This is a genomic window from Kitasatospora sp. NPDC054795 (assembly GCF_053611565.1).
Window position 1 is genome coordinate 4,141 of sequence record NZ_JBSHAP010000065.1, and the last position, 26,207, is coordinate 30,347.

Consider the following 26,207-nt stretch of genomic DNA (forward strand, 5'->3'; position numbering starts at 1 on the left):
TGGTTTTGTCCCCCCCCCCCCCCCCCCCGCGCCCCCCGGCACCCCGCCCCGTGTGACCCCCCCCCCCCCCCCCGGGGGGCCGCCGCGGGCGCGGGGGGGGCCCCCCGGCGCCCCCCCCCCGCCTGCCTGACGGATGGGGAGAGGCTCGCGTCACCGGCAGCAAGGCGGCCGGAGTCGGCACGACCGGCGTCGACGCCAGGTCATTTGACCAACGGAGAACCGGTCCAGGCACACGGCCTGAACCGAACCGTCCACGTGTGCGGCGCATGGCTGGCGTCGTGGCCCAGCAGGGCTGCGCTGCCTCCACAGGGCCAGTGGCTGGTTCGCTGGTGCCTACCAGTAATGGCGGCGGCCGCCGACCTCGTGGCCGACCGCGCCCATGATCCACAGGATGAGGCCGATGAGGGCCAGGACGATGCCGATGGTCCACAGGATGCCGATTCCGGTGACGAATCCGATGACAAGGAGGATGACTCCGAGGACGATCACCATGACCTCCGTTTCTTCCCCCTCTTCCGATGCGGTCCTTCGCCGATGCGGAGGAAATGCTGCACTTGCTTTCGCGGGTGCCCGGTTTGGGGGTGAGATATCAGCCGCGGTGGCGCGACTCCCGGGTTCGGCGCACTACTGAGGGGTGGTGGCCAGGCCGGCGAGGAGGATGTCGAGGCCGCGTTCGAGCACGGCGGCTCCGTCGTAGGAGGCCAGGGCGGTCGCGAGGCCTCGCAGGAGGGGGAACTCGCCGATCGGCAACCGGTACAGGCCCAGACGCAGCAACGCTCGGTTTGTCCGGGCGCGGTCTCGGGCTGCGGGGCCGTCCCGGCGCCTCTGGGCTCCGAGCTGGGCACGCCGGTGTGAGCCGCTGTCCGGCGGGCGGCCACGAGCTGCCTCGCACCGGTCCCAGGACGGAGAGCGTTGAGATGCGCCCGAAGGGGCACCTGCCGGGGCCGGACGCCAGAGATTGGTCTCGTCCTCGCGGCGTGGAGCGGTGTGCCGTGACACCGCACTGCCGTTCAACCGACCCTGCGGATCCTCGCCACGGTGCTGGGCGGTCTGCTGCTGTTCTGGTGGCTTCCGCGCTTTCTGCTCGGGGCCCGTGCCCCGCGGCGGGGACTGGTGCCCGGGGCGGTGGCCACGATGGTCGCCCTGGCCGGCCTCCGGCTGTTCTCCCGGGTGGTCTTCGCCCCGTTGTTGGTCTCCAACGCCGTCTCCTACGGCACGGTCGGCGCAGTCCTTGTGGTCCAGTCCTGGCTGATCGGGGTGGGCTTCACCGTGTACGGCGGAAGCATCGTGGGGTGGGCTCTGGCCGGCGGCGACCGGTCAGCCGCTGATGACGGTGGTGAGGGGATCAGTGGCGGCCGCGGCACACCGGCATCCGGTGAGAAGCCGGCTGACGAGGGTGGCGGGGCACCAGGCGGAACACCACCGGGCGAAACGAGCGACTGATCCGGTGCGGCACGGGACCGAGGCCGCCTGCGATGCCCGCAGCGCCGGTCGCCGGGGCCGTCCAGCAGCAGTGGCACCCGGAATGTGATGCCCGCAGGCGGGCGAGGTCGGATCTAGAGAGCGGGGCGGCGAGCCGCCACGAGGTCGGATCCGGGCGCCTGCACAACGTGCAGTCCTGCGGCTTCGAGTTCCTCGGTGAGCCGCTCGGGCGGGGCAGGCCACATGTCGAACGCCTCCTGGGCCTCGCGCAGGAGTGCCCGCTCGCGTTCTACGCGGTAGGTGAAGACCATGCGCAGGACCCCGCGATGGGGCTGGCGGGTGACGTCGGCGCTGTACAGGTCGGGGCCGACCCGCACCGGACCGAGCCGTCCCGCCGCCTCGCACTCTCTCGGCAGGCCGGCGGGAGGCGGATCGAACAGCAGCAGGCCACCGGGCAGGAGGGCTGCCGCGATCGCCTTCCACGTGGCCCGCCTGGTCGGGGGGTCCAGACAGGCGATCACGTTGGAGGCGACGGCGAGGTCCGCCACGGCCGTCAGGCCTGCCGCCGCGAGGGGCTCGGGGTGCACGGTGACACGAGCGCGCTGGTCCGCCCCGAGGTGGGCCAGGCGCGACAGCAGGGCGGCGCGCATGGCCGGGGCCGGTTCGACGGCGTGGACGGGCACACTGGAGGCGCGCAGCAGGACTTCGGTGGCCGTGCCGGTGCCGGCGCCGACATCAAGGACCGCGTGGCGGGCCCGCGTGGCGGCCGCGGCGAAGCGCCGCTCGGCCAGACGGCGGTCGGTCTCGGCCTGCAGGAGGTCGTAGAACTCTGCGGAGACCGCGTACCCGCCGTCGGGGGAGTTGTCCACGGCTGCGCGCTCAGCCGCGTACGGGCTGGAAGTGCGTCGGGTCCGCGAGGGCGCTGGAATCGAGGTGGGCGAGGAGTTCGCCGACGTCGGTGTGGACCTCGAGGGCTCCGGCCGAGCGCAGGGCCCGCTCGCCGAAGCCGCCAAAGAGCACCGCCACGCAGGTGACCTGGGCCCCGGCGGCGGCCTGGACGTCCCACGGGGTGTCGCCGACGAACAGCGCCTCGCCCGGCCTGGCGCCGGACGTGGCCAGAGCAGCGTGGACGAGGTCGGGGGCGGGCTTGCTGGCCTCGACGTCGTCGGCACAGGTGGCGTGATCGATCGCGTCGTCGGCGGCGAGCACCCCGCGCATCGCCTCCAGGTCACGCCCCGAGGCGGAGGAGGCGAGGGTGATCGTCCAGCCGCGCCGTCTCAGTTCCCGCAGCAGGCCGGCGGCGCCGTCGAACGCCCGCAGGCGCGGCCAGAACCGGGCGAAGAGCGCCTGGTGCGCCGCGCTGATCGCCTCGTCCTGGCCCTGGTCGCGGCCGTCGCCCAGCACGTGGTCGAGGAGCTGGTCACCGCCCATGCCGATCGCCCCGTGGACGCGGGCCATCGCCGGGGTGTGGCCGAATTGGGCGAGCGCCTCGGTCCAGGCGACGGTGTGCCAGTAACTGGTGTCGAGCAGTGTGCCGTCGACATCGAACAGCGCTGCGGCCGGCATCGAAGCCTCCCTCGTTCACGCCCCCGGCATGTCCACCCTGTCGACGCTACGGCCCGACGACCGGCCACGCATGTGGCGCCGGGCCGTTTGCCCCGCTGTTTCCGGGAAACCCGAAGCAGTATGGAAAATGCCTGCCGGACCATCGTCATCACCGGGGCCAGCGGCGGTATCGGCCGCGCGACCGCCGAGGCGTTCGCCGCCCGCGGGGACCGGCTCGCGCTGATCGCCCGCGGCCGGGCCGGCCTCGAAGCGGCGGTGCGCGAGGCCGAGCGGGCCGGCGCTGCCAAGGTCATTGCCATCGAGGCCGACGTCGCCGACGCACACGCGGTGGAGGCCGCCGCCGAACGGGCCGAGGAAGAACCCGGGCCGGTCGATGTGTGGGTCAACGACGCGTTCGCCCCCGTCTTCGCCCCTTTCATCGAGGTCTCCCCGGAGGAGTTCCGGCGCGTCACCGAGGTCACGTACCTCGGCTACGTCTACGCCACCCGGGCCGCCCTGGCCCGGATGCTGCCCCGCGATGCCGGGGTGATCGTGCAGGTCGGTTCGGCGATCGCCTACCGCGGCATCCCGCTGCAGAGCGCCTACAGCGGCGCCAAGCACGCCATCCAGGGCTTCAACGAGGCGCTGCGCTGCGAACTGCTCGCCTCCGGTACTCGGGTGCGGACCACGATGGTGCAGATGCCGGCCGTCAACACCCCGCAGTTCGACTGGGTCCGTTCCCTCCTGCCCCGTCGGGCGCAGCCGGTTCCGCCGATCTACCAGCCCGAGGTCGCCGCCCGCGCCGTGCTGTTCGCCGCCGACCACCCCGGGCGGCGGGAGTACTGGGTCGGCGGCAGCACGGTGGCGACCCTGGTGGCGAACGCCGTCGTGCCCGGGCTGCTGGACCGCTACCTGGCCCGCACGGGCTTCGACTCCCAGCAGGAGGACAGTCGGCGCCGCGCCACGGCCCCGGACAACCTGTTCGAGCCGGTCGATGCCCGGCGGGACTTCGGGGCGCACGGCCGGTTCGATGGCCGGGCCCGGGACCGCAGCCGCCAGCAGCAGGCGGCGCACGCCCTCGGCGCTCTCGCCGACGCGCTGGGGCGCGCGGCTGGTCGGGTGCAGGCCGGTTTGCCCGGTGCTGGTAGCGGGTTCCTCCCACGGATGCGGGGAACACGCGCCCCGCAGTCATCGGACAGGAGTGTGTGACCATGCCTCGCGGATCGAGTCCCAAGCGGGAGCGGCAGTACGAGCACATCAAGGACAGTGCGCTGGAGCGCGGTGAGAGCGAGAAGCGTGCCGAGGAGATCGCCGCCCGCACCGTGAACAAGGAGCGGGCCCGGCACGGGGAGTCGAAGACCGCCAGCCGCAGCTCGGTGAAGGACATGTCATCCTCCCGTCGCGGTGGGCTGCGGTCGCACAGCGGCGCCCAGGGGCCGACGAAGGAGCAGCTCTACAACGAGGCCAGGCAGCGCAACATCCACGGGCGCTCGAAGATGAACAAGAAGGAACTCGAACACGCCCTGGGCCGATAGGAGCTGGTGACCGTGGGTACCGTTCCCGTGCCATCCGACGCCGACGTCACCCCGGTTCCGCCGTCGCCCCCGCCGCAGCCGCCCAGCCCGCCGGAGCCGGTGGAGCCACCGGTGCCGCCGGATCCGCCCGCGCCTCCCGGCTCGCCCGAACCGCCCCCTGAACCGCCGGCCCCGCCCGGCCCGGGCGAGCCCACGGAGCCTGCCTCACCGGAGCCCGGCCACCCCCGTCCGTCGGAACCTCCCGACTGACCCGGAGGCCATGACACGGCCGTCGCGGGGCACGCCGCCGGCCACTGGCAGCCGTGGCTGCCCGCCGTGTTCGTCGCGGCCTCCGCCGCCACCGGCGCAGCCGCTCTCCGTACGGCCCTGCGGATCTTCTTCGGCGCCGGCCCGGTCCCACGCAGCCGACCGGACGAGGACGAGACCACCGGTGAGGGCGAGGAACCCGAGATCCGCTCCCCGCAGCGCGCCCTGCCCCGCACCATGACGATCGTCCCGGCGAGCCTGATCGGCCTCGCTGTTCTCGTCGGTTCCCTGCCCGCCATCGCCGCCGCCCTCGCCCGCGGGGCGGCCGTCTTCACCGACCCGATGGCGACACCGCCGTCGTCCTCGCCCACGCCAACACGCCGCCCGGACCCGTGCCGGCCGCGGACTGGACCGTGACCGGCATGCTGCTGGGCCTGCTGTCCGCAGCCGTCGCTCTCGCCCTGGCCACGGCCGCCCTCCACCGGCCCGCCGCCGACCGGCACGTGGCTGCCCGAGCCGTACGGGCGCTGCGCCGCCTGCATTCCGGACACGTCGGCGACTACCTCGCCTGGCTCGCCCTCGGCGTCGCGGCGCTGTGCGTCGCGACTGCCGCCCAGACCTGAATCCTCCCGGGCCCCTACAGCCGCTCCTCCATCCCGATGGCTGCCTTCAGATCCTCGTAAGCCTGACCGCGCTTGCCTTCATGCTGCTCCAGCATCGCCCGGACGATCGCATCCAGCTTGCGCTGGATGGCATGCTCGGCCCGTCGCTCGGAGTTCTTCGGCATCGCCAGCAGCAACAGCGTCACCGCGCCCATCGCATCGCCCACCAGAAGCTGCCACCCGATCGGCAGCCCGGCCACGTGCACCGCGACGACCGCGCCCACCAGGCACAGACACAGCACCGCGAACAGCGGCGAGCTGGTGAAGTTCGACGCCAGCTCCGCGAACTCCTCGAACCGCCCGCGCCGACCGTTCCCATGCTTACGAGCAGGATTGCGTCCCGATGCTCCAGCACGAAGTGCCAAGCGGGTTCAGGGAGTGGATCCCCCGGGTCAAAGCCCGGGTGCACAGGGGGCGATTCCGATGATGAGGATGTCGCGTCGCCCTTCGTCCCCGTCGTCGCCGAGGCGGACCGGGCCGACGCAGTGGCTGACGCGCCGGTCGTGAACGCCGTAGCCGTCCAGCGGCTCGGTCAGAACGAAGCGGTCGTGGATCGCTTCCGGGATGTCGGCAGCCGGCGCCGCACTCGGGGTACTCGGGGTTGTGCTCGTCCTGCCAGTACTCGGTGACGGTGCCGAACTCCTCGTCGGGGGCGCCAGGGATGTAGGAGAGCTCGCCGGTCCAGGGCAGGTGGACGGCGTGCGAGTAGCGGCGGAAGCGGTGGGTCTCACGGGCGTACGGGTCCGGCGGCAGGTCCTGGTAGGAGTCGGCGAGCCGCGTGAAGTCCTCGGCCAGTGCCGCGGTGTCGATGCCGAGGTCGGCAGCGTTCAGGCGGACGTACCCGTCACGGCGCACCCGCCCGCCGCGCCCGGCGGGCGTCCGTGCTGTTCCGTGCTGTCGTCCATCGGCTTCTACGGGCGTTCGCGGGCGTCCGTGGACATGGGTCCGCGTGCCCTTCCGGCTTCCTTCACGCTGGCACATCCGTCGAGGTCGTGCCCCTGGGGGGTCTGCCGTGCGGATGACCGGGGCGGGACGGCCTGCGGGGTGGCCATGCAGTTCGCGAGGTCGTCCTCGATCGCGGGCAGGCCACCGGCCCGGTGCGCGGCACGCTGACGGTGGGCGCCGCTGCCCCGGGCGGCCAGCCGCGGGCCCGCGGGAACCACGGCCCGGGTTGCGGGGTCCACGACGAAGTACTCCTCCTCCACGCCTACCGTCGGCGGCAGCTCCTGGCCGTGGCCCGTACTGCCCGGGGTGCCGCTGTCGTCCACCTCACCAGGCTCCCTCTCCTCTGTTGTGTCGGCATCACGTGGGTCCGGCGGCGCCGCGCCGGGTGTCCGGCCTCAGTGTGCGCCCCGGGCTCCGTCGCGGACCGTGCCGTGCTCACCGCTCCGGTGCCCGGTGCAGCAGGTGTGAACCGTGCCCGGTCGGGCAGCCGCTCGACATGCTGTTGATTCGCCCGCCCGGGGTCTACGCGCCCCAGAGCGACACCGAACTGCTGGCCGCCTGTGTGCGCCGGGAGCCGCTGGACGGCTCCAGCCGGGTGCTCGACCTGTGCACCGGGACCGGGGCCGTCGCGATCACAGCGGCGCGCAGCGGGGCCCTCGTCACGGCGGTGGACCTGTCCGCCAGGGCGGTGGCCGCCGCTTGGTGCAACGCCCGGCTGCACCACGACCGGGTCCGGCTGCGCCGGGGCGACCTCCTGGCGCCGTTGCCCGGTGAGCGCTTCGACCTGGTGACCGCAAATCCCCCGTACGTCCCGACGGACCCGGCCGGGGCGGCTCCCGGCCGGGGCGCGGCGCTGGCCTGGGACGCCGGACCGGACGGACGGTTGGTCCTGGACCGGATCTGCCGGACGGTTCCCGGGGCGCTGGCCGAGGGCGGCGTGCTGCTGGTCGTGCAGTCCGCACTCGCGGACGTGCCGGCCACCCTGGCGCTCCTGCACGCAGCCGCACTGCGTACGGAGGTGGCGGCGCGACGGCGGCAGCCCTTCGGGCCCGTCATGACGGCTCGGGCCGCCCTGTTCGAGCGGCTCGGACTGATCCGGCCGGGCGAGCGCGAAGAGGAACTGGTGGTGGTGCGCGGTGTCCGCGGGCGGTGAGCGCTACGCCACCCGGGTGGTCGTCGTGCCAGGTGGCCCGTTGTTGGTCGAGGGCCCGGTGGAGGTGGTCCTGCCGGACGGCACCCGGCGGCTGTCCGACCGTCCGGTGGTGGCTTTGTGCGCCTGCCGGCGCAGCCGCACGTACCCGTTCTGCGACACCAGCCACCGGCGGCACGGGCGGCCGCCGGGGGCTCGGGAGCGGGGCCCGGGCACGTCGGACGGTGCGGCCGGTGAAAGGTAGGCGGGCGGACGTCCGCAGTGCCCACCGCGGCCGCCGCGCGCGGGCCGCACCGGTCGTGGCGCCGAGCAGTGCCGCACCGCCGGCCGCGAGCAGACGGCGGCGCTGGGAGGCCCACAGCTGGGCGCCGTGGTCGCGGGCCTCGGCGTCGAAGCGGTCGTCCGCGCCGTGGTCCGTCTCGGAGTCGCCCGGGGACCAGAGGTTGATTTGTTCGTCGCCGCGGCGGGGCCGGTCATCCTCCTGCTGGGCGTCGATGCCCGTGCGGGCGAGGTAGCGGTCGAGAAGGCCGGGTGCGAGCGTGTTGGCGACCAGGGTGCCGACGGTGCTGCCCCACACCCGGTACTCCCGGCGCCCGGGGCGGTCGGCGGCGAACCGGGCGGCGCGGGCGGCGAGTTCGGGCTGGTACACGGGCGCGACGGGGCGAGCGTGGCCGTGCAGCCGGTTGAGCACCCAGTCGAACTGCGGGGTATGACGGCCGGCATCTGGACCATCGTCACGCGGACCGCCGTTCCACTGGCGAGCAGTTCGCAGCGCAGGGCCTCGTGCCAGCCCTGGAGGGCGTGCTTGGCGCCGTGGTAGGCGGTCTGCAGCGGGATGCCCCGGTAGGCGAGCGCCGAGCCGACGTGCACGATCGCGCCGTGGTCGCGCGGCAGCGTCCGGCGCAGCGCGGCGCGGGTGGCGTTGACGCGCTCAAGGTAGGTGACGTCGGTGAGTCGGCGGAACTCGGCCGGGCTGATCTCGGTGAAGGGTGCGAAGACGGAGGCGAAGGCGTCGTTGACCCAGACGTCGATCGACCCGAATTCGGCCTCGGCGCGGGTGGCGACGGCCTCGCAGGCCTCCGGGTCGGCGACGTCGGCCGACTCGGTGCGAACCGGGGAGCCCGCTGCCTCTGCCTCGGCGGCCACGGTGCGCAGCCCGGCGGTGGCCCCGGGGTCCAGTCGGCCAGTGCCGGTCCGGTGGCGACCCGCAGCAGGAGCAGCAGGGCCCAGCTGATGGTCAGAGCCAGCAGGAGGAGCCGGGACGGCTACCCGAACGAATCCCGAACGAATATGGAGAAAACGGTAGAAAGACCGATAAAACACGAATTCGATGTCGTGTTTGGGGTAGAAGGGTTGATGTAGCGGCTGCCGACCGGTCCAGGCCGCTCCGGCATCCGACGGGTGCCGCCAGGGCCGTGCCTCAAGATGCCGGGCACGCCCCCGGGGGAACAAACCCGCGACGTGTGGGCATTTGCGCGCACGGGTCCAGGGGGTCCACCCGATGCCAGGAGAAGTCAAGTGTCCATCCGCTTGGGAAAACCCCGCCACGCCGCCGACACGTCCCCGGACCCGTCACTCGATCTGCCGGCGAGACCGACTCCGGCCGAGTGCCGGGCGATGGGTAAGTCCGAGGCGCGGGAGCTGAGCGACGCGTTGTTCGAGCGGTTGGCCGGGCTGGCCCGGGAGACCTACGCCTACAGTTACGTGCGCGGCACGATCATCGAGTTGAACATGCCACTGGTGCGGTTCATCGCGGCACGCTTTCGGTACCGTGCCGAGGAGATGGAGGACATCCTCCAGGTCGGCACGATCGGCCTGATCAAGGCCGTCGACGGCTACGACCCGCAGCGCGGCGTCGTGTTCGTCACCTACGCGATCCCCACCATCACCGGCGAGATCAAACGGTTCTTCCGCGACACCTCCTGGCCGGTGCGGGTCCCGCGCGGCATGCAGGAGCTCTACCTCTGCGTCGCCCGCGGCTCCGACCGCCTGGAACAGGAACTCGGCCGCCTCCCGCAGCCCGAGGAGATCGCCGAGGACCTGCACCTCACCGTCGAACAGGCCACTGAGGGGATCGTGGCGGGCCGTGTCTACCGCCCCGACTCCCTGGACGCCCTGCGCGACCAGGACACCGACGAGAGCGGCAGCGCCCTGCTCGACCACCTCGGCGGCTGCGACCCCGGCATCGAACTCACCGACTTCCGCACCGCGGTGCGCCCCCTGCTGGCCCGGCTGCCCGAACGCGAGCAGACCGTCCTCAAGCTCCGCTTCTGGGACGGCTGGACGCAGGCCCGGATAGCGGAGCGCATCGGCGTCTCTCAGATGCACGTCTCCCGGCTGCTGAGCACCACGTTGGCCCGGCTGCGGGAGGAACTGGAGGACCGGGACGCGCCCGGCTGGACCGACGCACCGGAGGAACCGGACTGACTTTCCCGCAGTGGGGCGTTTTCGGCCCCTGCAGCGGTTAGGCCGTGTATCGAAAGTGGATCTCCGGCTGTGAATGATCACAGTTCATGGGCTCGGCAACTGCGTGTGCCCCTTCGGGCCCGGTGCACACGTGATTCCGGGCCGGGAGCGGAGTGATGCCGTCCCCTGGGGCGGGTTCCGGTGTGACGGTTGTGCGGACCTCGACCGGGTAGACGCGTGGCATGGAGGACACCGGACGACCGGCGGACGGCCCGCTCGGCGACGACGCGGAAGCGTTGGACCTGTGCGATCACTGCGGCGAGGCCGTGGCGAGGGCTGACCTGGTCAGCGTGCTGGTGCCGGACTCCTCCGCTCTGCACAGGAGCGATCCGGCGCTCGACGGCCGGCGGGTGCTCAGGGCGTGCTCGGCCGAGCACCTGACGGCCCTGATCGACCGGTACCGTCGCCGCCCTTTCGTCTCTGAGGAGCAGTGGGCCGGCAAGGTGTGCCGGGCACTCGCCGGCCGCGAAGGGCCGGTTCCGCTGGGCCTGATCGCCCGGCTGAGCGGCTTGTCGGTCCAAGAGGCGGTCCAGGGCGTCGAATGGCACAACGCCCGCGCAAGGGAGTGGCGGGCACGGTACGGCGATCCGGGCTGCGCGTGAGCTGCGGGGCGGGCCTCATGTGGGCGACGGCCACGGCGGGTGTTCAGCGCCGCAGGAGGAGTTCAGCGGCCTGAACGGGATCCCCGGCGGTCCGGTGGGTCGTGACGGTGCACAGGACGGGCAACCGGCCTCGGCCGTCCGTTCGCGGACGCGGATCGGGTGACCGCCGGCGGCGAGAGCGGCGTCGGTGGAGCAGATCGGGGTGACCCGTGCCGACGGAGCGCCGAGTACCCGGCAGCCGCAGCCCTCGTGCGGCGATCGAGTTCCGGCGCGACCGTGACCGCCCGGACCCCGAGCGAGCCCGCGCGGAGGGAGCGGCCCATGCCCTGGGCTGGATTCGCGGCTTCGCGCCGATCAGTCGCTGACCGCGGCCTGACGTCCTGCCCCGCCGGGATCAGGTCCGGTTACTATCCGTGGTTGCGCCTTCAGGGCGCCGGGGGGATTCAGCGCAGGAGGGTGGCGAGGAGCTCGGCGATGGTGGGGCCGGCGTCGGCGGGGTGACGCAGCTGCTTGCTGGTGATGACGCTGTAGTGGTTGGCGCGGCCGCGGCGTTCGTGGGTGAGGTACCCGGCCTGTTCGAGGTCGACGATGATGCGTTGGACGGCGCGTTCGGTGAGCAGGCAGCTGGCGGCGATGTCACGCACGCGGATGCCCGGGTCACGGGCGATCTGGACCAGCACGCGGGCATGGTTGGTCAGGAAGGTCCACTGCCGCGCGGTCGTCGTGCCGTTGTCCATTCCTCCACGATAGGACCGCTGTTTCACGGCCACCGAAACATGACAGTGGATTCGTGCAATGGTTGACATGTCTGGCGGGCGGGCGAAGAGTGGAGGAGCCGCGGTCGCACAAGCGTCCGTCGCGGATGTGCGCGGCGCCGCGTCTGGAGATGGTTCCAAGGACCCGATCAGCAGACAGGGGCTGGAACGGCTCAGGTCCCTGTTGGCCGAACGCCTCGGCCCGCCCTGCCAGGGCGGGGAACAGGATGTCCGTACCTGCGTGGAACCGCTGCGTCGGCACGTGCGCCGTTCGATCACCGGTGTCGACGCCTACCTGGTCTCCCGCGAAGCCGGCGGACGCACTGTTGCGGGCCTTCGCGAGCAGGCCCTGGATCTATGGCGGGACCTGGAACACATGGCCTCCGTACGACCGGAGCGGGACATCGCCGAGGGCAGCGTCGGCGTGCCCGTGCCGTCGAGTCCCCGGCCCGAAAAGTGGACCGTGCCGCCCTGTCTGACGTCGGAGACCGTCCGGGTCGGTGATGTCCTCGTGTGCGCATTCATCGGCGACATGATCCTGGACAGCGAGCCCGTCGCGGCCCGGGCACTCACCGCCGCACTCGGGCGGCGTCCCGTCCTGCTCGCGGTCGACCTCGCGGGTGTGGAGCTGTTCACCTCCACTGGACTCAACCTGCTTCTCGGTGCCCGTCGGCGCGCGTTGGCGGACGGCGTCCGGCTGGTGCTCGTCGCTCCGTCCAGGCGGACGCTGCGGGTCCTGGAACTCACCGACACCGCTGGGCTGTTCTCCGTCCACGCCACCGTCGAGGATGCCCTTCGACACCGACTGCCGCCCACGGCGCACCCCGCCCCGAAGTGACCACTGTCCCCGGCCGTCCGATGTCCGCATTCCAACGGGCAACCACCGGGACAAATGGTTGGGCCGGTGCCGAAGGGGCAGGCGCACGGTACGGCCGGGACGGCCCTGGCCGTAACCGTGAGAGGAGTTCCGGATGAGCATGGTGAAGGAGTCCGTGGACGTGGCCGTGCCCCTGCACACCGCCTACAACCAGTGGACGCAGTTCGAGGAGTTCCCGCGCTTCATGGAGGGCGTCGACTCGGTGACCCAACTGGACGACCGCCACAACCACTGGCGGACCAGTATCGGCGGTGTCACCCGCGAGTTCGACACCGAGATCATCGACCAGAAGCCCGACGAGCGGATCGCCTGGCGGACTGTGGACGGCGAGGTGGACCAGAAGGGCGTGGTGAGCTTCCAACAGATCGACCAGGGGCACACCCGGGTCGCCATGGCCATCGACTTCCGGCCCGAGGGCATGGTGGAGAAGACCGCCGACGTTACGGGAATGGTCGACCGCCGCGTGAAGGGGGACCTGAAGCGGTTCAAGGAGTACATCGAGGAACGCGGCAGGGAGGAAGGCGGTTGGCGCGGCCGGATCAGTCCGGGCTGAATCCGCTGTCGACCGTCCGCGCCACCGGCCGCCAGGGACACCCCTCGGCGGCCGGTCGACGTCCGTGGCCATGCCGGATCAGGAACGATCGGCCCGGTATGGCCGGCGTGCGGCGGGTACCCGCCGTCGCTCGGGGTACGCGTTCGCGCACCCGAGGAATCCCGTGGACCAGGAGGAGGCGTGACCCAGCACGGCAAGGTCCTGGCGATCGTGACGAACTACGGCGTCGAACAGAACGAACTGCTCGTGCCCGTACGGCACCTGCGCGAGAACGGCGGTGGATCCGGCGGACTGGTCCCGCCCCGGCGCGGCCGCGATCAGGTCGCGGGTGCCGGCGGCGGGCCCGACGCCGTACCCGGCAAGTACACAGAACGGAGCATCTGCCGTGCACCACGACGAAGACCTGCTGGAGCAGCTGACCGCCGACCACCGGTCCGTGCTGGTCCACTTCAGCGAACTCAGCGGCATACCCAGTGGGGACCCGCAGCGCAAGGACCTGGCCGACCTCGTGATCGATCAACTGGTTCGCCACACCCGGGCGGAGGAACAGCACCTCTATCCGCTCGCCCGCGACCGGCTGCCCGACGGGCCGATCGTGGTGGAACGCGAACTCGCCGACCACCGGGCGGTGGAGGCGTTGTTGGCGGAGCTCCGCCCGACCCACGTCACCTCGCCCCGCTTCGACCGGCTGGTCGCGCGGCTGGTCGAGGAGGTCACCCGGCGCGCCGGTGAGGAGGAGGCGCGGCTCTTCCCGGCCGTGAGGGCCGTTGCGAGCGAGGCCGAACTGTGCGACCTCGCGGTCAGGGCACGGGAGACCAAGGAGCCCTCGACCGGCAGGCCCCGTCACCAGCCGCCCACCGAACGTCCGGCGGACCGGCTGCCGCCCCCCGAGCGCTCGGCCTCCGAGCGGATGCGGGACTTCCTGACCCCGGGTGGTCCGCACTGACCCTTGCAGGGCCCGAGGACACCGCGAAGGCCGTACGGGCCCTCCTCCACCGTGAGGACCCCGGGCGGCTGCCTCGGCGGGCGCAGTCCCGCCGAAAGCCGCCTGCCGACCGTCCGGCTCCGGGTGGGGCCTGGGCGTTAGCGGCCGCCGATCCGGGGTAGCCGCAGCGGCGGATCACGGGAGACGGTGTTGTGAGGAGGCGGACGGATGGACGGGCGTGAGCGGGTGGAGCCGCGCGGGATCGAGCGGGTGCCGCGTGGTGACCACGTGCTGGAGCTGCGGCTGCGCCTCCTCGGGTTCCGTCTGCGCGGCCGGGCTTGGGACGTGTTGCGCGGCGTGCGGCCGCGGATCGTCCTGGCAGTCGCGCTGCTGTCGTTGGGCCTGCTCGCGGCAGGCCTGGGAACGTCCGAGGCGCCGTTTCTGTGGATCTTCACGGGCTGCTGGGCCCTGACCCTGACCATCGCCTTCGCAGTGCTCTGTGCCTGTGCCGACGGCCGCCGGGAGGAAGAATGAGCGTGCTGCCCGCGTCGCGCGGTCCGCTTTCGGCAGCGGTGCTCGCCCTGCTCACCTCCGGACCGCCCGGTGCCGGCCGTCAGCTCACGCCGCCCGGCCCGTTCGACGAGCCGTGGGGCGAGGACCATCAGCTGGCCCTGCACCTGTGCTACGAACTCCACGGTCGGGGGCTGCCCGGGGTGTCGGACGGCTGGGAGTGGGATAGTGAACTCCTGCGATTCCGAGGAGAGTTGGAGCACTCGTTCCTGGCCGTGGTGCGCGCGGAGGCGGAGCCTGTGCCGCCCTTGCGGGAGGCGCTGGAAACACTGCTCGCGGAGCCGTCCGACGGTACCGGGCCCTCGCACTTCCTGCTCGCCGAGGGCGAGCGCCGGCACGCTCGTGAGTACCTGGTGCACCGGTCGGTCTACCACCTCAAGGAGGCGGACCCGCAGCTGTGGATGCTGCCGAGGATCCACGGGCCCGCACAGGCGGTGCTGATGACGATCCTCTACGACGAGTACGGCGCCGGACGGCCGGAGCGGGCCCACGCCCTGTTGTTCGCCCGGATGATGGCGGCCTTCGGCCTCGACCCCGGCTACGGGCGCTACCTGGACCTCGTGCCGGCGCCGACCCTGGCCGTGGTCAACCTGATGACGCTCTTCGGCCTGCACCGGGCGCTGCGCGGCGCGGCCGTCGGGCACTTCGCCACCGTGGAGGTCACCTCATCGCCAGGCTCCGCCCGGCTGGCGGCGGCGCTGGAACGGCTCAGCGGCGGCCCGGACGGCACCCTCTTCTACCGCGAGCACATCGAGGCGGATGCCGTCCACGAGCAGTTGGTGCGTCGCGGGGTCATCGAGGAACTGGTAGCCGCCGAGCCGGAGTTCGCCCGGGACGTGGCGTTCGGTGTCGCTGCGGCCGGGGTGGTCGACGGACGCTTCGCGGACCACCTGCTCGGCCACTGGCGGGCCGGACGCAGCTCGCTGCGCTCCCCGCTGCCGGACGGAACGGGCTGAGCCGGGCCCCATCGTCCGCCGGTACCTCGGCAGTGCTCATGGGAGCCTCCTTGCATGACCACTGAGAGGGGTGCGTCCCGTACCAGGCGTGTCACGGTGTGTCGCCGCCGCACGTCCGCCTACGCCGTCCGGGTTGCCGCGGCGATCCGTTTCCGGACCCGGGCCCGGGCCCGGCGCAGCGCCCGGCGCTGATGAAGCCCTCGGGTTCGGCGACCACGTCGTAGTGGTGGTGGGAGAGCCGGTGGGCGATGCCGTTGGCCGCGCCGCCGGCCCCGGGCATGTCGACCCGGCACCCGCACGTCTCCGTCGGGTGGGGCAGGACGTCGAGGAGGGCGCAGCATGGACGTGGAGGCGGAGGAGGTGGCAGGGCGGCGGTGACCGGGAAGCTGCGGGTGTTCCTGGGGGCGGCACCGGGGGTGGGGAAGACGTACGCCATGCTCCGGGAGGGCAGGCGGCTCTCCGACACGGGCCTGGACGTGGTGGTCGGTCTGGTCGAGACGTACGGCCGGCGCGGGACCGAGGAACAGCTGGCGGGTCTGCCCGTGCTGCCCCGCACGATGCGCTCCTACCGGGGGGTGGAGCTGACCGAACTGGATCCGGACGCCCTTTTGGCGCGCCGCCCGGCGCTCGCGCTGGTGGACGAGTTCGCGCACACCAACGTGCCCGGCGGGCGGAACGGGAAGCGCTGGCAGGACGTGCGGGAGCTGCTGGACGCCGGGATCGACGTGGCGACGACGCTCAACATCCAGCACCTGGAGAGCCTCAACGACGTGGTCGAGCAGATCACCGGTGTGGCCCAGCGCGAGACGGTCCCCGACGAGGTGGTGCGCGCCGCCGACCGGATCGAGCTGGTCGACCTGAGCCCGCAGGCGCTGCGGGCGCGGATGGCCCAGGGGGAGGTCTACCCGCCGGACCGGGTCGACGTGGCGCTGGACCACTACTTCCGGGCCGGCAACCTCGGCGCGCTGCGGGAGCTGGCGCTGCTCTGGCTCGCCGACCGGGTGGAGGAGGAGCTGGCCGACTACCGCGCCCGGCACGGCATCCGGGCACCCTGGGAGACCAAGGAACGGATCGTGGTCGCCCTCGACGGCGCCGCGCAGGGCGAGCACCTGATCCGCCGGGGCGCCCGCATCGCGACCCGGGTGCACGGCGACCTCGTCGGCGTGCACGTCCGGCTGGACGACGGCACGGCCGAGCAGGAGCCGCCGGGTCTGGCGGCGCAGCGGGACCTGCTCCGGGAACTGCGCGGCGGCTACGTCGAGGTGAGCGGTGCGGACGTCGCCCGGACGCTGGTGGACTTCGCCCGGTCGGAGAGCGCCACGCAGATCCTCCTGGGGCCCACCAGCCGCAGCCGGCTGCGCGAGCTGGTCTCCGGCTCGGTGATCAACCGGGTGATCCGGTCGGCCGGACCGATCGACGTGCACGTGCTGCCGCCGCCGGGGCCGGGACTGCTGACGGTGCCGCCCGCGCCCCGCAGACGCCGGCCCGCGCTGGTCCCGGTGCGGCGGCGCCGGCTGGCATGGCTGCTGGGCCCGGCCGGGGCGGCGGCGCTGACCTGGGCACTGTCGCCGCTGCGCGACTCGCTCGGACTGTCCGGTGTGCTGCTGTGCCTGCTGCTGGTGGTGGCGGGAACGGCGCGGCTCGGCGGGCTGCTGCCGGCCGCCGGCAGCACGGCCGCCGGGGTGCTCGCGGCCGACTACTTCTTCACCGCACCGCGGTACAGCCTGACGGTGCGGCGGGGCGCGGATGCCGCGGCGCTGCTGGTGTTCCTCGCCGTGGCCGGGGTGATCTCCCACCTGATCGACGGCCTGACGCGGCGTTCGCAGCAGACGGGCCGGGCGCGCGCGGAGGCGGCCGTCCTCACCAGGCTGGCGGGGGAGACGGTGGAGGCCGGGCCGCGGGTGCCGGCCGATCTGCTGGCGGACCTGCGGCAGGTCTTCGGGCTGGACGCGGCCGCCGTGCTCGTCCGCACCGGGACGAAGTGGCAACCGGCGGCCGCGGTCGGCGCGGCGGCGCCGCGGCGACCCGACGACGGGTCCTGGTCCGTCGACCTGGGGGACGACGCGGTCCTGGTCCTGCGCGGTGCGCCCCTCACCGAGGAGGACACCCGGCTGCTCGGCCCGTACGTCACCCAGCTGAAGCTGGCCCGGGAGCGGGAACGGCTGACCGCGCTGGCCTCGGCGGCCGAGGTGCTTGCCCACACCGACGCGCTGCACACCGCACTGCTGGAGGCCGTGGGGCGCGATGTCCGGGTGCCACTGGCGGCGGTGCGCCGGGAGGCCGAGCGGCTGTCGGGCCCGGGCGGGCGGCGGATCCGCGCCGAGCTCGACCGGATGGAGCGGTTGTTCGGCAACCTGCGGGACCTGAGCCGGTTGCGGGCCGGCGTGATGCCGGTGGTGCTGCGGCCGGTGATGGTGGCCGATGTGGTCCGGGCAGCCGCCGAGGGGATGCCCGGCGTACGGATCGGCCCGATGGGGGGCCTGCCGCACGTGCTGGCCGATCGGGGGCTGCTGGAACGGGCGGTCGCGGACCTGCTGGTCATGGGGGCACCTGCGGGCGGACCGGTGGTGGTCGACGCCGGTGCGGTGGCGGGGCGGGTGGACGTCCGGGTCACCGTTCACGGGGACCGGGCCGTCGCCCCGGAGGGGGCCGGACCGACGGTGGCGCGGGGGTTCGTGGAGGCGATGAACGGCGAACTGGCCGTGGAGGAGGCGGCGGGCGGTGGCACCGCCTATGTGATCAGCCTGGTCCGTGCGGTGCCCTGAGGGGGCTGTGACCGGGCGTACCCCGAGGGGGGCAGTCCGAAGCCGCTGGTCGGACCGGCAGCCCGCCCCGCCCAACGTTTGCGGGACACCTCGCTCCTATATCCTGCGCCGGGACCGGAGGCCGACACAGTGGCGGGCCGGGGGGTTGAGGAGTGGGCATGGGGACGTCGGCATCCGCCCGAGGCGGGGAGCTGAAGCGCCATCTGGGCGTGTTCGACGCCGTGGTGATCGGGCTCGGCTCGATGATCGGCGCGGGGATCTTCGCCGCCCTCGCCCCCGCCGCGGCCGCCGCCGGCTCCGCCCTGCTGCCCGCGCTCGCCGCAGCCGCGGTGGTGGCGTACTGCAACGCCACCTCCTCCGCCCGGCTGGCCGCCCGCTACCCGCAGTCCGGCGGCACCTACGTCTACGGCCGCGAGCGCCTCGGACCCTTCTGGGGCTACCTCGCGGGCTGGGGCTTCGTGGTCGGCAAGACCGCCTCCTGCGCGGCGATGGCCCTCACCGTGGGTACCTACGTGTGGCCCGCCCAGGCCCACGCCGTGGCAGTCGCCGCCGTGGTGGCGCTGACGGCCGTGAACTACGTCGGCGTGCAGAAGTCCGCGTGGCTGACCAGGGGCATCGTCACCGTCGTCCTGGCGGTCCTCGCCGCCGTGGTCACCGCCTGCCTCACCAGCGACGCCACCGACACCGCGCGCCTGGCCGTCGGCGTGGACGCCACCCCCGGTGGGGTGCTCCAGGCAGCGGGGCTGCTGTTCTTCGCCTTCGCGGGCTACGCGCGCATCGCCACCCTCGGAGAAGAGGTCCGCGACCCCGAGCGCACCATCCCCCGCGCGATCCCGCTCGCGCTGGGCATCACCCTGATCGTCTACGCGGCCACCGCGGTGGCCGTCCTCGCGGTGCTGGGGCCGGACCGGCTCGCCCACACCACCGCACCGCTGGCAGAGGCCGTGCGCGCCGCCGGCGTCCCGGGACTCGCCCCGGTGGTGCGCGCGGGGGCGGCCGTCGCGGCGCTCGGGTCCCTGCTCGCGCTGATCCTCGGGGTCTCGCGCACCACCCTGGCGATGGCCCGCGACCGGCACCTGCCCCACGCCCTGGCCGCCGTCCACCCGCGCTTCCAGGTCCCGCACCGCGCCGAGCTCGCGGTCGGCGCGGTGGTCGCGATACTGGCCGCCACCGGGGACGTGCGCGGCGCGATCGGCTTCTCCTCCTTCGGCGTCCTGGCCTACTACGCCATCGCCAACGCCTCCGCCTGGACCCTCACCCCCGCCGAGGGCCGGCCCGCCCGGATCGTCCCCGTCGTCGGCACCGCAGGCTGCGTGGTCCTCGCGTTCGCCCTGCCGCTCGCCTCGGTTCTGTCCGGGGCCGCGGTGATCGCCGCCGGAGCCGCCGCCTACGGCCTGCGCAAGGGCGCCACCCGCACCTGACCGGCTTCGGCCCGGACTCCACGATCGATGGCTCCTGCGCCGCCGCGGCCGCCCGGCAGCTCTCCGCCGGTGTCACGAACGGGTCTTGGTGTGTGCCGCGCTCCGCCCCGTCGGACGCGTTCAACAGCGGTTCCGCAGGTGGTGCCGGAGGCGTAACCGGCGGCCGTCGTCGTGTGGTGGCTCGGGCCACCGGGAGGGCGGCGATCCGCGCGTCCGTGGCCGTACGGGCGGCGCGCGGATCCGGGGCCCGGATCAGGTGAGCGGTCCGGCGGACCGCGGTGTCGCGGAGGCGGGCGGGAGGACCGGCGGCGAGGTGGCCGGCGGGCGGCCGCCGCAGGTGCCTGTGGAGTACAGGTCGTTGGAGGTCCGCTGCATCGCGGCGGGGTCGGACAGGTCGTACCGGTTGATCGAGGTGGCGAACTGCCGCTTTCCGGTGACCTCGCCGACCAGCAGGGTGTTGTAGCCGGGGATGCCGCCGCTGTGTCCCCAGAACTCGCCGCAGGGCGTGGTCATCCGCTGGAGTCCGAGGCCGTAGCCGACGGCTTCGCCCGGGCCGGTGGTGCGCTTCATCTCGGCGAGTTCGGCCGGGCCGAGCAGTTGCCCGCCGAGCAGGGCGGAGATGAAGCGGGTGAGATCCGCGGTGGTGGAGATGCCCGCCCCGGCCGAGGACGCCATCGACGGGTTGAGCAGCGTCACGTCGGCGGGGCCGGTGGCGAGCTTGTAGTAGCCGTGCGCGTGCGAGCCGGGAATGAAGGGCGAGTCGATGGGCATCGAGGTGCTCGTCAGACCCAGCGGCCGGATGATGCGGCGGTCCACCTCCTGCGCCCAACCGCGACCGGTGAGGCGCTCGATGATCATGCCGACGAGCACGTAGTTGGTGTTGGAGTAGTGCCAGCCCTGTCCGGGGGCGAAGTACGGCGGGTACGTGTTCGCGATGTCCACGAGCTGCTGTGGTCGGTAGGACGTCCAGCGCCCACCTGCCAGCCACTGCCGCAGCGTCGCCTCGTTGCCGGCGTCGAACGCCGGGTCCTCGGTGAAGTCGTGGATGCCGCTGGTGTGGTTGAGCAGTTGGCGCACGGTGATGCCGGCGCCGTTCGGCACCACGCCCGGCAGGCGGCTCTCGACGGAGTCGTCGAGGCCGAGTCGGTGTTCCGCGACGAGTTGGAGGACCACCGTCGCGACGAAGGTCTTGGTGACGCTGCCGATCCGGAACCGGCCGTCCGGATCGGCGGGGGCACCGGTGGCCAGGTCGGCCACGCCGGCCGCACCCTTCCAGACCGTGGAGCCGTTCTCCCGGACACGGGCCAGCGTCGCCGCCGCGCCGCCCTCCCGCACCATGGCCCGGACCACCGTGTCCAGGGCCGCCCGGTCCGCTTTCCGCGCCCCGTCCGCCGCCACCCGGTAGGGCGCCGCCGGGGCGTCCGTCGCACCGGCGGCCGGAGCCGAGGCCGCCAGCAGGCCCGCGCCGGCGAGTACGACGACCGCCGACCGCCCGGCCGTGCCCCGCCACCGCCGACCCTTCGAACCGATCCTCCCGAGCCTCGGATCCGCCGCCCCGTCCGCCATGCCGTCCTCCCGAAATCGACCGACGAATGCCATCAACATCCGTCACAACAAAGACAGTTGACACTGTGCCAGGTCGCCGGAACGTGAGGCGTCCGCCTGAGGTCCGGAGCATGTCCGCCCCGGGGCCCATCTTCCCGCCCGTGGAACTCCATCTCAGGTCGAAGGCCGCCCCCGACGGATCCCTGAGCCTCGGCCGACGGAGCACGACCGGCGACCAGCGGTGTGGGACGAGCGACCGGCGGCGTGGGACGGCACGTGGGACGTCGAGCTCATGCCTCGCCGGTCGGGGCGCCCGGGAAGGATCGTTCACTGCGGACATGTGCCCGGCCCGGTCGTCTCCGCCCCGGTTCGAAGGGGTGCCGAAAACCGTCCCGAAGGCCGTAGATTTACCCGTGCCCAGGATGCGGGCACAGGGCGGGTGGGACGGCTGGAGTCACTTTTGCGGGACAGTTTTTCCGATGGATTCCTTACGCGGCTGGCACACGACACACATCCGGTGGACCTGATGTGCCTCTATCTGCTGCACGGCTCGGTCGAACGGATCCCCGGCCTGTTGGTCGATCGGGAGATGCTGTCGTTCGAGTACCTGAGTCGGCATGTCCGCACCGAGAACCGCTCCAGCCATGGCGACGCGGACCTGTTCTCGCTCTGGATCAGGAGGAAGGTCCAGGGACGGCTGTACGGCTTGGAGTTCAGGGTCTATTTCATCGCCGGTGAGCCCTGTACCGACGCGGTGATTCCGTTCGGCGCCCCTGTCGGCCTGCCCCGGTTCATGCACCACCTTCGTGGGTGCTACGGCTCGGGTGGAGCCCCGGGTGACTGGGACTTCGACGTGTACACCGACGTGCGTGATCTCCGCGAGAGCGTCGTGCTGTTCGGCAATCGGCGGGAGGTCTGGTTCCAGGTCAACCGCGGCCCGGTGGTGGCCGGCGGGTCGAGGTTGATTTCCCGGAACCGGGGCCGGTTGGTCACCGGCCGTCTGCACGGGAACCAGTTCGGGGCGAATGCCCAACTGCACGCGGGGGGAGTGCTGTTCCCCGACCGACTGGCCGCCGTCGAGGGCGCCTCGGCCGAGGCGCGGGCTTACCGGCGGTATGTGGCCCGGCTGCGCGATCCTCTTCCCTCGCGGGCGGGCCGGTCGGTCCGTCCCGAGTTCGGCGCCACGATGCGGCATCGTTCCGTGAACTGACCGATGCCGCGCGGCCGTTCAGTGGCCCGCCGGACCCACCGCGACGGAGGCCCTGCCGCGGGCCCCGCGGCCGGCCGTGCGCACCCCGTCCGGGGCGCCGCGGACCCCGCGACATCAAAACGTAACGTCTCCGCGAGAAGTCGTCGGGCGTAAAGTCTTCCCCAAGTCCTGCCCAATCTGGCATGTTTCCTTCAATTCCCGTGCGATCCCCCTCACGCACGGGCCGAACAGGAGGACACGTGTCACCCCTGATATCCCGGCGGCTCGGCCGCCCGGCCGCAGCCCTCGCCGTGCTCTCGGCCATGGCGCTCGCCACCCCCACCGCGTTCGCGACCGCCGCCACCGCGACCACCGTCCCCGGCGCCGTCTCCGCGCCCGTCGCCCAGGCCCCCGCCGCCGCGGGCGCCGCGGCCGGCTGGGCCGCCGGTACCCGCGCCTACCTGGTGATCAGCGCCCCCGCCGACATCGCCGCCGCCAAGACCGCCGTCGCCGCCAAGGGCGGTACGGTCTTCGCGAGTTACGACGCGATCGGCGTCATCGTCGCCCACTCCACCAGCGCCGGCTTCGCCGCCGCGCTGCGGACCGTCACCGGCATCCAGCAGGTCGGCGCGACCCGCACCTCCGACGTGCCGGCCGACGCCTACAACCCGGCCCTGCCCGCCAACCCCGCCCAGGCGGCCACCACGCTCACCGAGTCCAACCGCTGGGACATGACCCAGATCAAGGCCGACCAGGCCTGGAACGTCACCACCGGCTCCCCGTCCGTCAAGGTCGGCGTGCTCGACACCGGCGTGGACGACCAGCACCAGGACCTCGCACCGAACTTCGACGCCGCCGACTCGGCCTCCTGCGCCTACGGCAAGCCCGACACCCGCACCGGCGCCTGGCGCGACGTGGACACCCACGGCACCCACGTCGCCGGCACCATCGCGGCCGCGAAGAACGGCAAGGGCGTCATCGGCGTCGCACCGGGCGTGAAGATCGCCTCGGTCCGGATCGCCGAGCCGACCAGCACCCTCTTCTACGCCGAGAACACCGTCTGCGGCTTCGTCTGGGCCGGCGACCACGGCTTCAAGGTCACCAACAACAGCTACTACACCGACCCCTGGCAGTTCAACTGCCCGAACGACCTCGACCAGGCGGCCATCATCGAGGGCGTCAAGCGCGCCCAGGAGTACGCCGAGGGCAAGGGCTCGCTGCAGGTCGCGGCGGCCGGCAACTCCAACTACGACCTGGCCAACAAGACCACCGACAGCGAGAGCCCGAACGACTCCACCAAGGTCACCCGGACCATCACCAACGCCTGCGTCGACATCCCCACCGAACTCCCCGGCGTGGTGACCGTCGCTGCCACGGGCAGCGGCAGCGGCAAGGCCTCCTACTCCAACTTCGGCCGGGGCGTCATCGACGTCGCGGCGCCCGGCGGCGACGGCGCCACCGGCGTCTACTCGACCCTGCCCGGCGGCAAGTACGGCACCAAGAGCGGCACCTCGATGGCCTCCCCGCACGTCACCGGAGTGGCCGCGCTGATCGCGAGCACCAACCCGTCGCTCACCCCGGCGGAGATCCGGGCCCGGTTGGCGAGCCAGGCCAACGACCTGGCCTGCCCCGCCTCCGACAGCCGCTGCACCGGCACCACCGCCGTCAACGGCTTCTTCGGCGAGGGCCAGGTCGACGCGCTGAAGGCGGTCGGTGGCGCCACCCCGCCCACCGGCACGTACTTCGAGAACACCGCCGACGTGGCGATCCCCGACAACACCACGGTGGAGAGCCCGATCACCGTCACCGGCGTCAGCGGCAACGCCCCGGCGGCGCTCAAGGTCGGCGTGGACATCAAGCACACCTACCGCGGCGACCTCGTCCTCTCCCTGGTCGGGCCCGACGGCACGGTCTACCTCCTGGAGGACTTCCCGAACAGCGACAGCACCGACAACGTCGCCAAGACCTACACCGTCAACGCCGCCGCGAGTGCGGCGAACGGCACCTGGAAGCTCCGGGTGAAGGACGGTGCCTCCGGCGACACCGGCACGATCGACGCCTGGAACCTCACCTTCTGAACCTGCTGAACCTGCTGAACCCTTTGACCCCGCTGCTTCCCCCGGCCGCCCGACGCCCGAGCGCGTCGGGCGGCCGGATCGCGTGCGGGACGCCGGTCACCATGCGTTACTCCGGGACGAGCACCGCGACGCCCGTCACGCGGTCCGCGGCGAGGTCGGCGAGCGCCGCGTCCGCACGGCGCAGGGGGTAGCGGGTGACGTGGACGACCGGGCGGGTGCGGGCGGCCTCGGTGAGGTAGGCGCGTCCGTCGGCGCGGGTGTTGGCGGTGACGCTGCGCAGGGTGCGTTCCTGGAAGAGGTGCCGCCGGTAGTTGAGCGCCGGGAGGTCGGTGAGGTGGATGCCGGCCACGGCGAGCGTGCCGCCGCGGTCCAGCGCGGTGAGGGCGACGGGCACGAGTTCGCCGACCGGGGCGAACAGGATGGCGGCGTCCAGCGGCTGCGGGGGCGGGTCGTAGGAGTCGCCGGCGAATTCGGCGCCGAGGTCGAGTGCCAGCCGGCGGGCCGCCGCGGCCCGGGTGAACACGGCCACCCGGGCGCCCCGGGCGAGGGCGAGTTGGGCGGTCAGGTGCGCGGACGCGCCGAAGCCGTAGATGCCGAGCAGCCCGCCCGCCGGGAGTTCGGCCCGTTCCAGGGCCCGGTAGCCGATGATCCCGGCACACAGCAGCGGGGCCAGCTCCTCGGCGGGCGGGCCCTCGGGCAGCCGGTAGGCGAAGCGGGCGTCCGCGGTGAGGTGCCCGGCGTAGCCGCCGTGCCGGTCCCAGCCGGTGTAGCGCGACGCGGGGCAGAGGTTCTCCCGCCCGCTGCGGCAGTACCCGCAGCTGCCGCAGGTCCGGGCCAGCCAGGCCACCCCGGCCCGGTCCCCGACGGCGAAGCCCTCGACCCCGGCCCCCGCCGCCAGCACGCGCCCGACCACCTCGTGCCCGGGCGTGCACCGGGCCAGCCTGGGGGAGAGGTCCCCCTCCGCGAGGTGCAGGTCGGTGCGGCACACCCCGCAGGCCTCCACCTCGACCAGGACCTCCTGGGGGCCGGGCGCGTCCAGCGGCCGCCGCTCCCACGCCAGTGGGCCCGGCCCCGGCCCGCCGACCGGCCCGGGGCGCTCCACCGCCCAGGCCCGGGTCTGCGCCGGTAGGGGTTGCGTGCTGCTCATCGCCGTCTCCTGCCGCTCGGCCTGCGGGGTCGGTGCGCGCCCGGGGTCAAGTTTCCCGCTCCGCGACGGCCATCGCCTGCTCGACGGCGGAGTAGCCGTCCGGGGAGGGTGGCGATCCGGTCAGCCCCAGTACCCCGTGTGCACGGCGGTGGCCTCCTCGAAGAGGTGCGGGCCGGAGACCTCCACGGTGCTGCCGCCGGCCGCGAAGACCTGGCGGCAGGGCAGGTCGAGCACCGGCTCGTCCGGGTCCGCTCCCGCGATGGCGTTCAGCTCGGTGGCGGCGAGCGCGTAGACGACCTTCCGGATGCCGCTCCAGTGGATCGCGCCGGCGCACATCGCGCACGGCTCGGTGCTGCTGTACAGGACGGTCGCGGAGAGCTGGTGCGGGGCCAGGGTGCGGCAGGCCTGGCGGACCAGGTTGGTCTCCGCGTGCGCCGTGACGTCGTGGTCGGTCAGCACGGTGTTCTCGGCCGTGAGCAGGACGCCTCCGGACGCGTCGGTCAGCAGCGCGCCGAAGGGGTGGTTGCCGTGGGCGCGGGCGGAGGCGGCGAGTTCGATGGCCGCGAGCAGGTGCGGGCGGGTGAGGTCGGTCATCGGCGTACTCCTCGGGGGCGGACCGGACGGGGTGACAGGGGCAGGGCCAGGGCGTACGGCGGACAAGGGCGGGGATGGGGGCGCAGAAGGGCGGATGGCGTCACCCACCGTAGCCGCCCCGCCCGGGGTGCGGATCCCGTCGGCGTCCTCGGCCGCCACCAGGCAGCGGATGCGTGACAGGAGGGCCGCGCGCGCACGACAACCGGTTCTGTCGGCCTCCACGGCCCGCCCCCGACGCCCCGGCGGGCGCTGCCCTCGG

The 26,207-nt window shown here is 73.1% G+C and carries 29 protein-coding genes and 1 pseudogene; 18 read left to right on the forward strand and 12 right to left on the reverse strand.

Annotated elements, in window-relative coordinates:
• Positions 1-333: 333 nt before the first annotated feature.
• Positions 334-489, reverse strand: coding sequence for a DUF6131 family protein (locus ACWGJO_RS23125; protein WP_380460921.1), 156 nt, complete (start codon positions 487-489; stop codon positions 334-336).
• A gap of 135 nt (positions 490-624) precedes the next feature.
• A complete protein-coding gene (locus tag ACWGJO_RS23130; protein WP_452186413.1) occupies positions 625-774 on the reverse strand; it encodes a hypothetical protein in 150 nt (49 codons plus the stop codon).
• A 264-nt stretch (positions 775-1,038) separates the two neighbouring features.
• Here ACWGJO_RS23130 and ACWGJO_RS23135 point away from each other — a divergent pair, with 264 nt between their 5' ends.
• Complete coding sequence (locus tag ACWGJO_RS23135) at positions 1,039-1,443, forward strand: hypothetical protein (RefSeq protein WP_452186415.1); 405 nt, start codon at positions 1,039-1,041, stop codon at positions 1,441-1,443.
• Between the two features lie 113 nt (positions 1,444-1,556).
• Here the strand turns inward: ACWGJO_RS23135 and ACWGJO_RS23140 are convergent, their stop codons facing one another.
• Both ACWGJO_RS23140 and ACWGJO_RS23145 read right to left on the reverse strand, forming a co-directional pair.
• Complete coding sequence (locus tag ACWGJO_RS23140) at positions 1,557-2,291, reverse strand: class I SAM-dependent methyltransferase (protein WP_452186417.1); 735 nt, start codon at positions 2,289-2,291, stop codon at positions 1,557-1,559.
• Positions 2,292-2,301: 10 nt separating this feature from the next.
• A complete protein-coding gene (locus ACWGJO_RS23145) occupies positions 2,302-2,988 on the reverse strand; it encodes an HAD family hydrolase (protein WP_452186419.1) in 687 nt (228 codons plus the stop codon).
• A gap of 120 nt (positions 2,989-3,108) precedes the next feature.
• On the opposite strand from ACWGJO_RS23145, the gene ACWGJO_RS23150 reads away from it, so the two are divergent.
• The 4 genes from ACWGJO_RS23150 (at position 3,109) to ACWGJO_RS23165 (ending at position 5,371) form a co-directional block, all read left to right on the forward strand.
• Positions 3,109-4,176, forward strand: coding sequence for an SDR family oxidoreductase (locus ACWGJO_RS23150; RefSeq protein WP_452186421.1), 1,068 nt, complete (start codon positions 3,109-3,111; stop codon positions 4,174-4,176).
• A 2-nt stretch (positions 4,177-4,178) separates the two neighbouring features.
• Positions 4,179-4,502, forward strand: a complete 324-nt coding sequence (locus tag ACWGJO_RS23155) for a plasmid stabilization protein (RefSeq protein ID WP_359904079.1) — start codon at positions 4,179-4,181, stop codon at positions 4,500-4,502.
• 315 nt (positions 4,503-4,817) lie between these two features.
• The gene (locus ACWGJO_RS23160) at positions 4,818-5,165 is read left to right on the forward strand and encodes a hypothetical protein (RefSeq protein WP_452186424.1); all 348 of its coding nucleotides are present in this window, start codon (positions 4,818-4,820) and stop codon (positions 5,163-5,165) included.
• Positions 5,162-5,371, forward strand: a complete 210-nt coding sequence (locus tag ACWGJO_RS23165; RefSeq protein ID WP_452186426.1) for a hypothetical protein — start codon at positions 5,162-5,164, stop codon at positions 5,369-5,371. The genes ACWGJO_RS23160 and ACWGJO_RS23165 overlap by 4 nt, the downstream gene beginning before the upstream one ends.
• Before the next feature lie 14 nt (positions 5,372-5,385).
• Here the strand turns inward: ACWGJO_RS23165 and ACWGJO_RS23170 are convergent, their stop codons facing one another.
• The 3 genes from ACWGJO_RS23170 to ACWGJO_RS23180 all read right to left on the reverse strand — a co-directional run bounded on the left by ACWGJO_RS23170 (position 5,386) and on the right by ACWGJO_RS23180 (position 6,678).
• Positions 5,386-5,775, reverse strand: a complete 390-nt coding sequence (locus ACWGJO_RS23170; RefSeq protein WP_452186427.1) for a hypothetical protein — start codon at positions 5,773-5,775, stop codon at positions 5,386-5,388.
• Between the two features lie 27 nt (positions 5,776-5,802).
• Entirely contained in the window at positions 5,803-6,141 is a 339-nt protein-coding gene (locus ACWGJO_RS23175) for a 2OG-Fe dioxygenase family protein (RefSeq protein WP_452186429.1), read from the reverse strand.
• Positions 6,142-6,321: 180 nt separating this feature from the next.
• The gene (locus ACWGJO_RS23180; RefSeq protein ID WP_452186431.1) at positions 6,322-6,678 is read right to left on the reverse strand and encodes a hypothetical protein; all 357 of its coding nucleotides are present in this window, start codon (positions 6,676-6,678) and stop codon (positions 6,322-6,324) included.
• A 173-nt stretch (positions 6,679-6,851) separates the two neighbouring features.
• Between ACWGJO_RS23180 and ACWGJO_RS23185 the strand changes: the two genes are divergently transcribed.
• Together ACWGJO_RS23185 and ACWGJO_RS23190 are read left to right on the forward strand one after the other, a co-directional pair.
• Positions 6,852-7,508, forward strand: a complete 657-nt coding sequence (locus tag ACWGJO_RS23185; protein ID WP_452186433.1) for a HemK2/MTQ2 family protein methyltransferase — start codon at positions 6,852-6,854, stop codon at positions 7,506-7,508.
• A 64-nt stretch (positions 7,509-7,572) separates the two neighbouring features.
• A complete protein-coding gene (locus ACWGJO_RS23190; protein ID WP_452186480.1) occupies positions 7,573-7,749 on the forward strand; it encodes a CDGSH iron-sulfur domain-containing protein in 177 nt (58 codons plus the stop codon).
• A gap of 530 nt (positions 7,750-8,279) precedes the next feature.
• Here ACWGJO_RS23190 and ACWGJO_RS23195 read toward each other — a convergent pair.
• Positions 8,280-9,053, reverse strand: a pseudogene (locus ACWGJO_RS23195) (SDR family NAD(P)-dependent oxidoreductase); the annotation flags it as partial.
• Positions 9,054-9,122: 69 nt separating this feature from the next.
• On the opposite strand from ACWGJO_RS23195, the gene ACWGJO_RS23200 reads away from it, so the two are divergent.
• On the forward strand, positions 9,123-9,932 hold the full coding sequence (locus ACWGJO_RS23200) for a SigB/SigF/SigG family RNA polymerase sigma factor (RefSeq protein ID WP_452186435.1): 810 nt from the start codon (positions 9,123-9,125) through the stop codon (positions 9,930-9,932).
• A gap of 221 nt (positions 9,933-10,153) precedes the next feature.
• Entirely contained in the window at positions 10,154-10,573 is a 420-nt protein-coding gene (locus ACWGJO_RS23205; protein ID WP_452186436.1) for a hypothetical protein, read from the forward strand.
• Positions 10,574-11,016: 443 nt separating this feature from the next.
• Here the strand turns inward: ACWGJO_RS23205 and ACWGJO_RS23210 are convergent, their stop codons facing one another.
• Positions 11,017-11,310, reverse strand: coding sequence for a helix-turn-helix transcriptional regulator (locus ACWGJO_RS23210; RefSeq protein WP_452186438.1), 294 nt, complete (start codon positions 11,308-11,310; stop codon positions 11,017-11,019).
• 259 nt (positions 11,311-11,569) lie between these two features.
• Between ACWGJO_RS23210 and ACWGJO_RS23215 the strand changes: the two genes are divergently transcribed.
• From ACWGJO_RS23215 to ACWGJO_RS23245, 7 genes are all read left to right on the forward strand, one after another.
• Positions 11,570-12,166 carry an STAS domain-containing protein gene (locus ACWGJO_RS23215; protein ID WP_452186440.1) on the forward strand — a complete coding sequence of 199 codons (597 nt, stop codon included), beginning with the start codon at positions 11,570-11,572 and terminating at the stop codon, positions 12,164-12,166.
• 133 nt (positions 12,167-12,299) lie between these two features.
• Positions 12,300-12,758 carry an SRPBCC family protein gene (locus ACWGJO_RS23220; protein WP_452186442.1) on the forward strand — a complete coding sequence of 153 codons (459 nt, stop codon included), beginning with the start codon at positions 12,300-12,302 and terminating at the stop codon, positions 12,756-12,758.
• Between the two features lie 385 nt (positions 12,759-13,143).
• Positions 13,144-13,704 carry a hemerythrin domain-containing protein gene (locus ACWGJO_RS23225; protein ID WP_452186444.1) on the forward strand — a complete coding sequence of 187 codons (561 nt, stop codon included), beginning with the start codon at positions 13,144-13,146 and terminating at the stop codon, positions 13,702-13,704.
• A 207-nt stretch (positions 13,705-13,911) separates the two neighbouring features.
• Positions 13,912-14,217, forward strand: a complete 306-nt coding sequence (locus tag ACWGJO_RS23230) for a hypothetical protein (RefSeq protein WP_452186446.1) — start codon at positions 13,912-13,914, stop codon at positions 14,215-14,217.
• The gene (locus tag ACWGJO_RS23235; protein WP_452186448.1) at positions 14,214-15,209 is read left to right on the forward strand and encodes an iron-containing redox enzyme family protein; all 996 of its coding nucleotides are present in this window, start codon (positions 14,214-14,216) and stop codon (positions 15,207-15,209) included. Before ACWGJO_RS23230 ends, ACWGJO_RS23235 begins: the two co-directional genes overlap by 4 nt.
• A gap of 374 nt (positions 15,210-15,583) precedes the next feature.
• Complete coding sequence (locus ACWGJO_RS23240) at positions 15,584-17,974, forward strand: DUF4118 domain-containing protein (protein ID WP_452186449.1); 2,391 nt, start codon at positions 15,584-15,586, stop codon at positions 17,972-17,974.
• Positions 17,975-18,132: 158 nt separating this feature from the next.
• Positions 18,133-19,395 (forward strand): APC family permease, encoded by a 1,263-nt coding sequence (locus ACWGJO_RS23245; RefSeq protein WP_452186451.1) that lies wholly within the window; start codon positions 18,133-18,135, stop codon positions 19,393-19,395.
• Positions 19,396-19,647: 252 nt separating this feature from the next.
• Here the strand turns inward: ACWGJO_RS23245 and ACWGJO_RS23250 are convergent, their stop codons facing one another.
• On the reverse strand, positions 19,648-20,961 hold the full coding sequence (locus ACWGJO_RS23250; RefSeq protein ID WP_452186453.1) for a serine hydrolase domain-containing protein: 1,314 nt from the start codon (positions 20,959-20,961) through the stop codon (positions 19,648-19,650).
• A gap of 505 nt (positions 20,962-21,466) precedes the next feature.
• On the opposite strand from ACWGJO_RS23250, the gene ACWGJO_RS23255 reads away from it, so the two are divergent.
• Together ACWGJO_RS23255 and ACWGJO_RS23260 are read left to right on the forward strand one after the other, a co-directional pair.
• On the forward strand, positions 21,467-22,150 hold the full coding sequence (locus tag ACWGJO_RS23255) for a hypothetical protein (protein ID WP_452186482.1): 684 nt from the start codon (positions 21,467-21,469) through the stop codon (positions 22,148-22,150).
• 302 nt (positions 22,151-22,452) lie between these two features.
• Positions 22,453-24,207 (forward strand): S8 family peptidase, encoded by a 1,755-nt coding sequence (locus tag ACWGJO_RS23260; protein ID WP_452186484.1) that lies wholly within the window; start codon positions 22,453-22,455, stop codon positions 24,205-24,207.
• 106 nt (positions 24,208-24,313) lie between these two features.
• Here the strand turns inward: ACWGJO_RS23260 and ACWGJO_RS23265 are convergent, their stop codons facing one another.
• Positions 24,314-25,354, reverse strand: a complete 1,041-nt coding sequence (locus ACWGJO_RS23265; protein WP_452186455.1) for a zinc-binding alcohol dehydrogenase family protein — start codon at positions 25,352-25,354, stop codon at positions 24,314-24,316.
• A gap of 120 nt (positions 25,355-25,474) precedes the next feature.
• Positions 25,475-25,948 carry a nucleoside deaminase gene (locus ACWGJO_RS23270; protein ID WP_452186457.1) on the reverse strand — a complete coding sequence of 158 codons (474 nt, stop codon included), beginning with the start codon at positions 25,946-25,948 and terminating at the stop codon, positions 25,475-25,477.
• Positions 25,949-26,207: the final 259 nt, after the last annotated feature.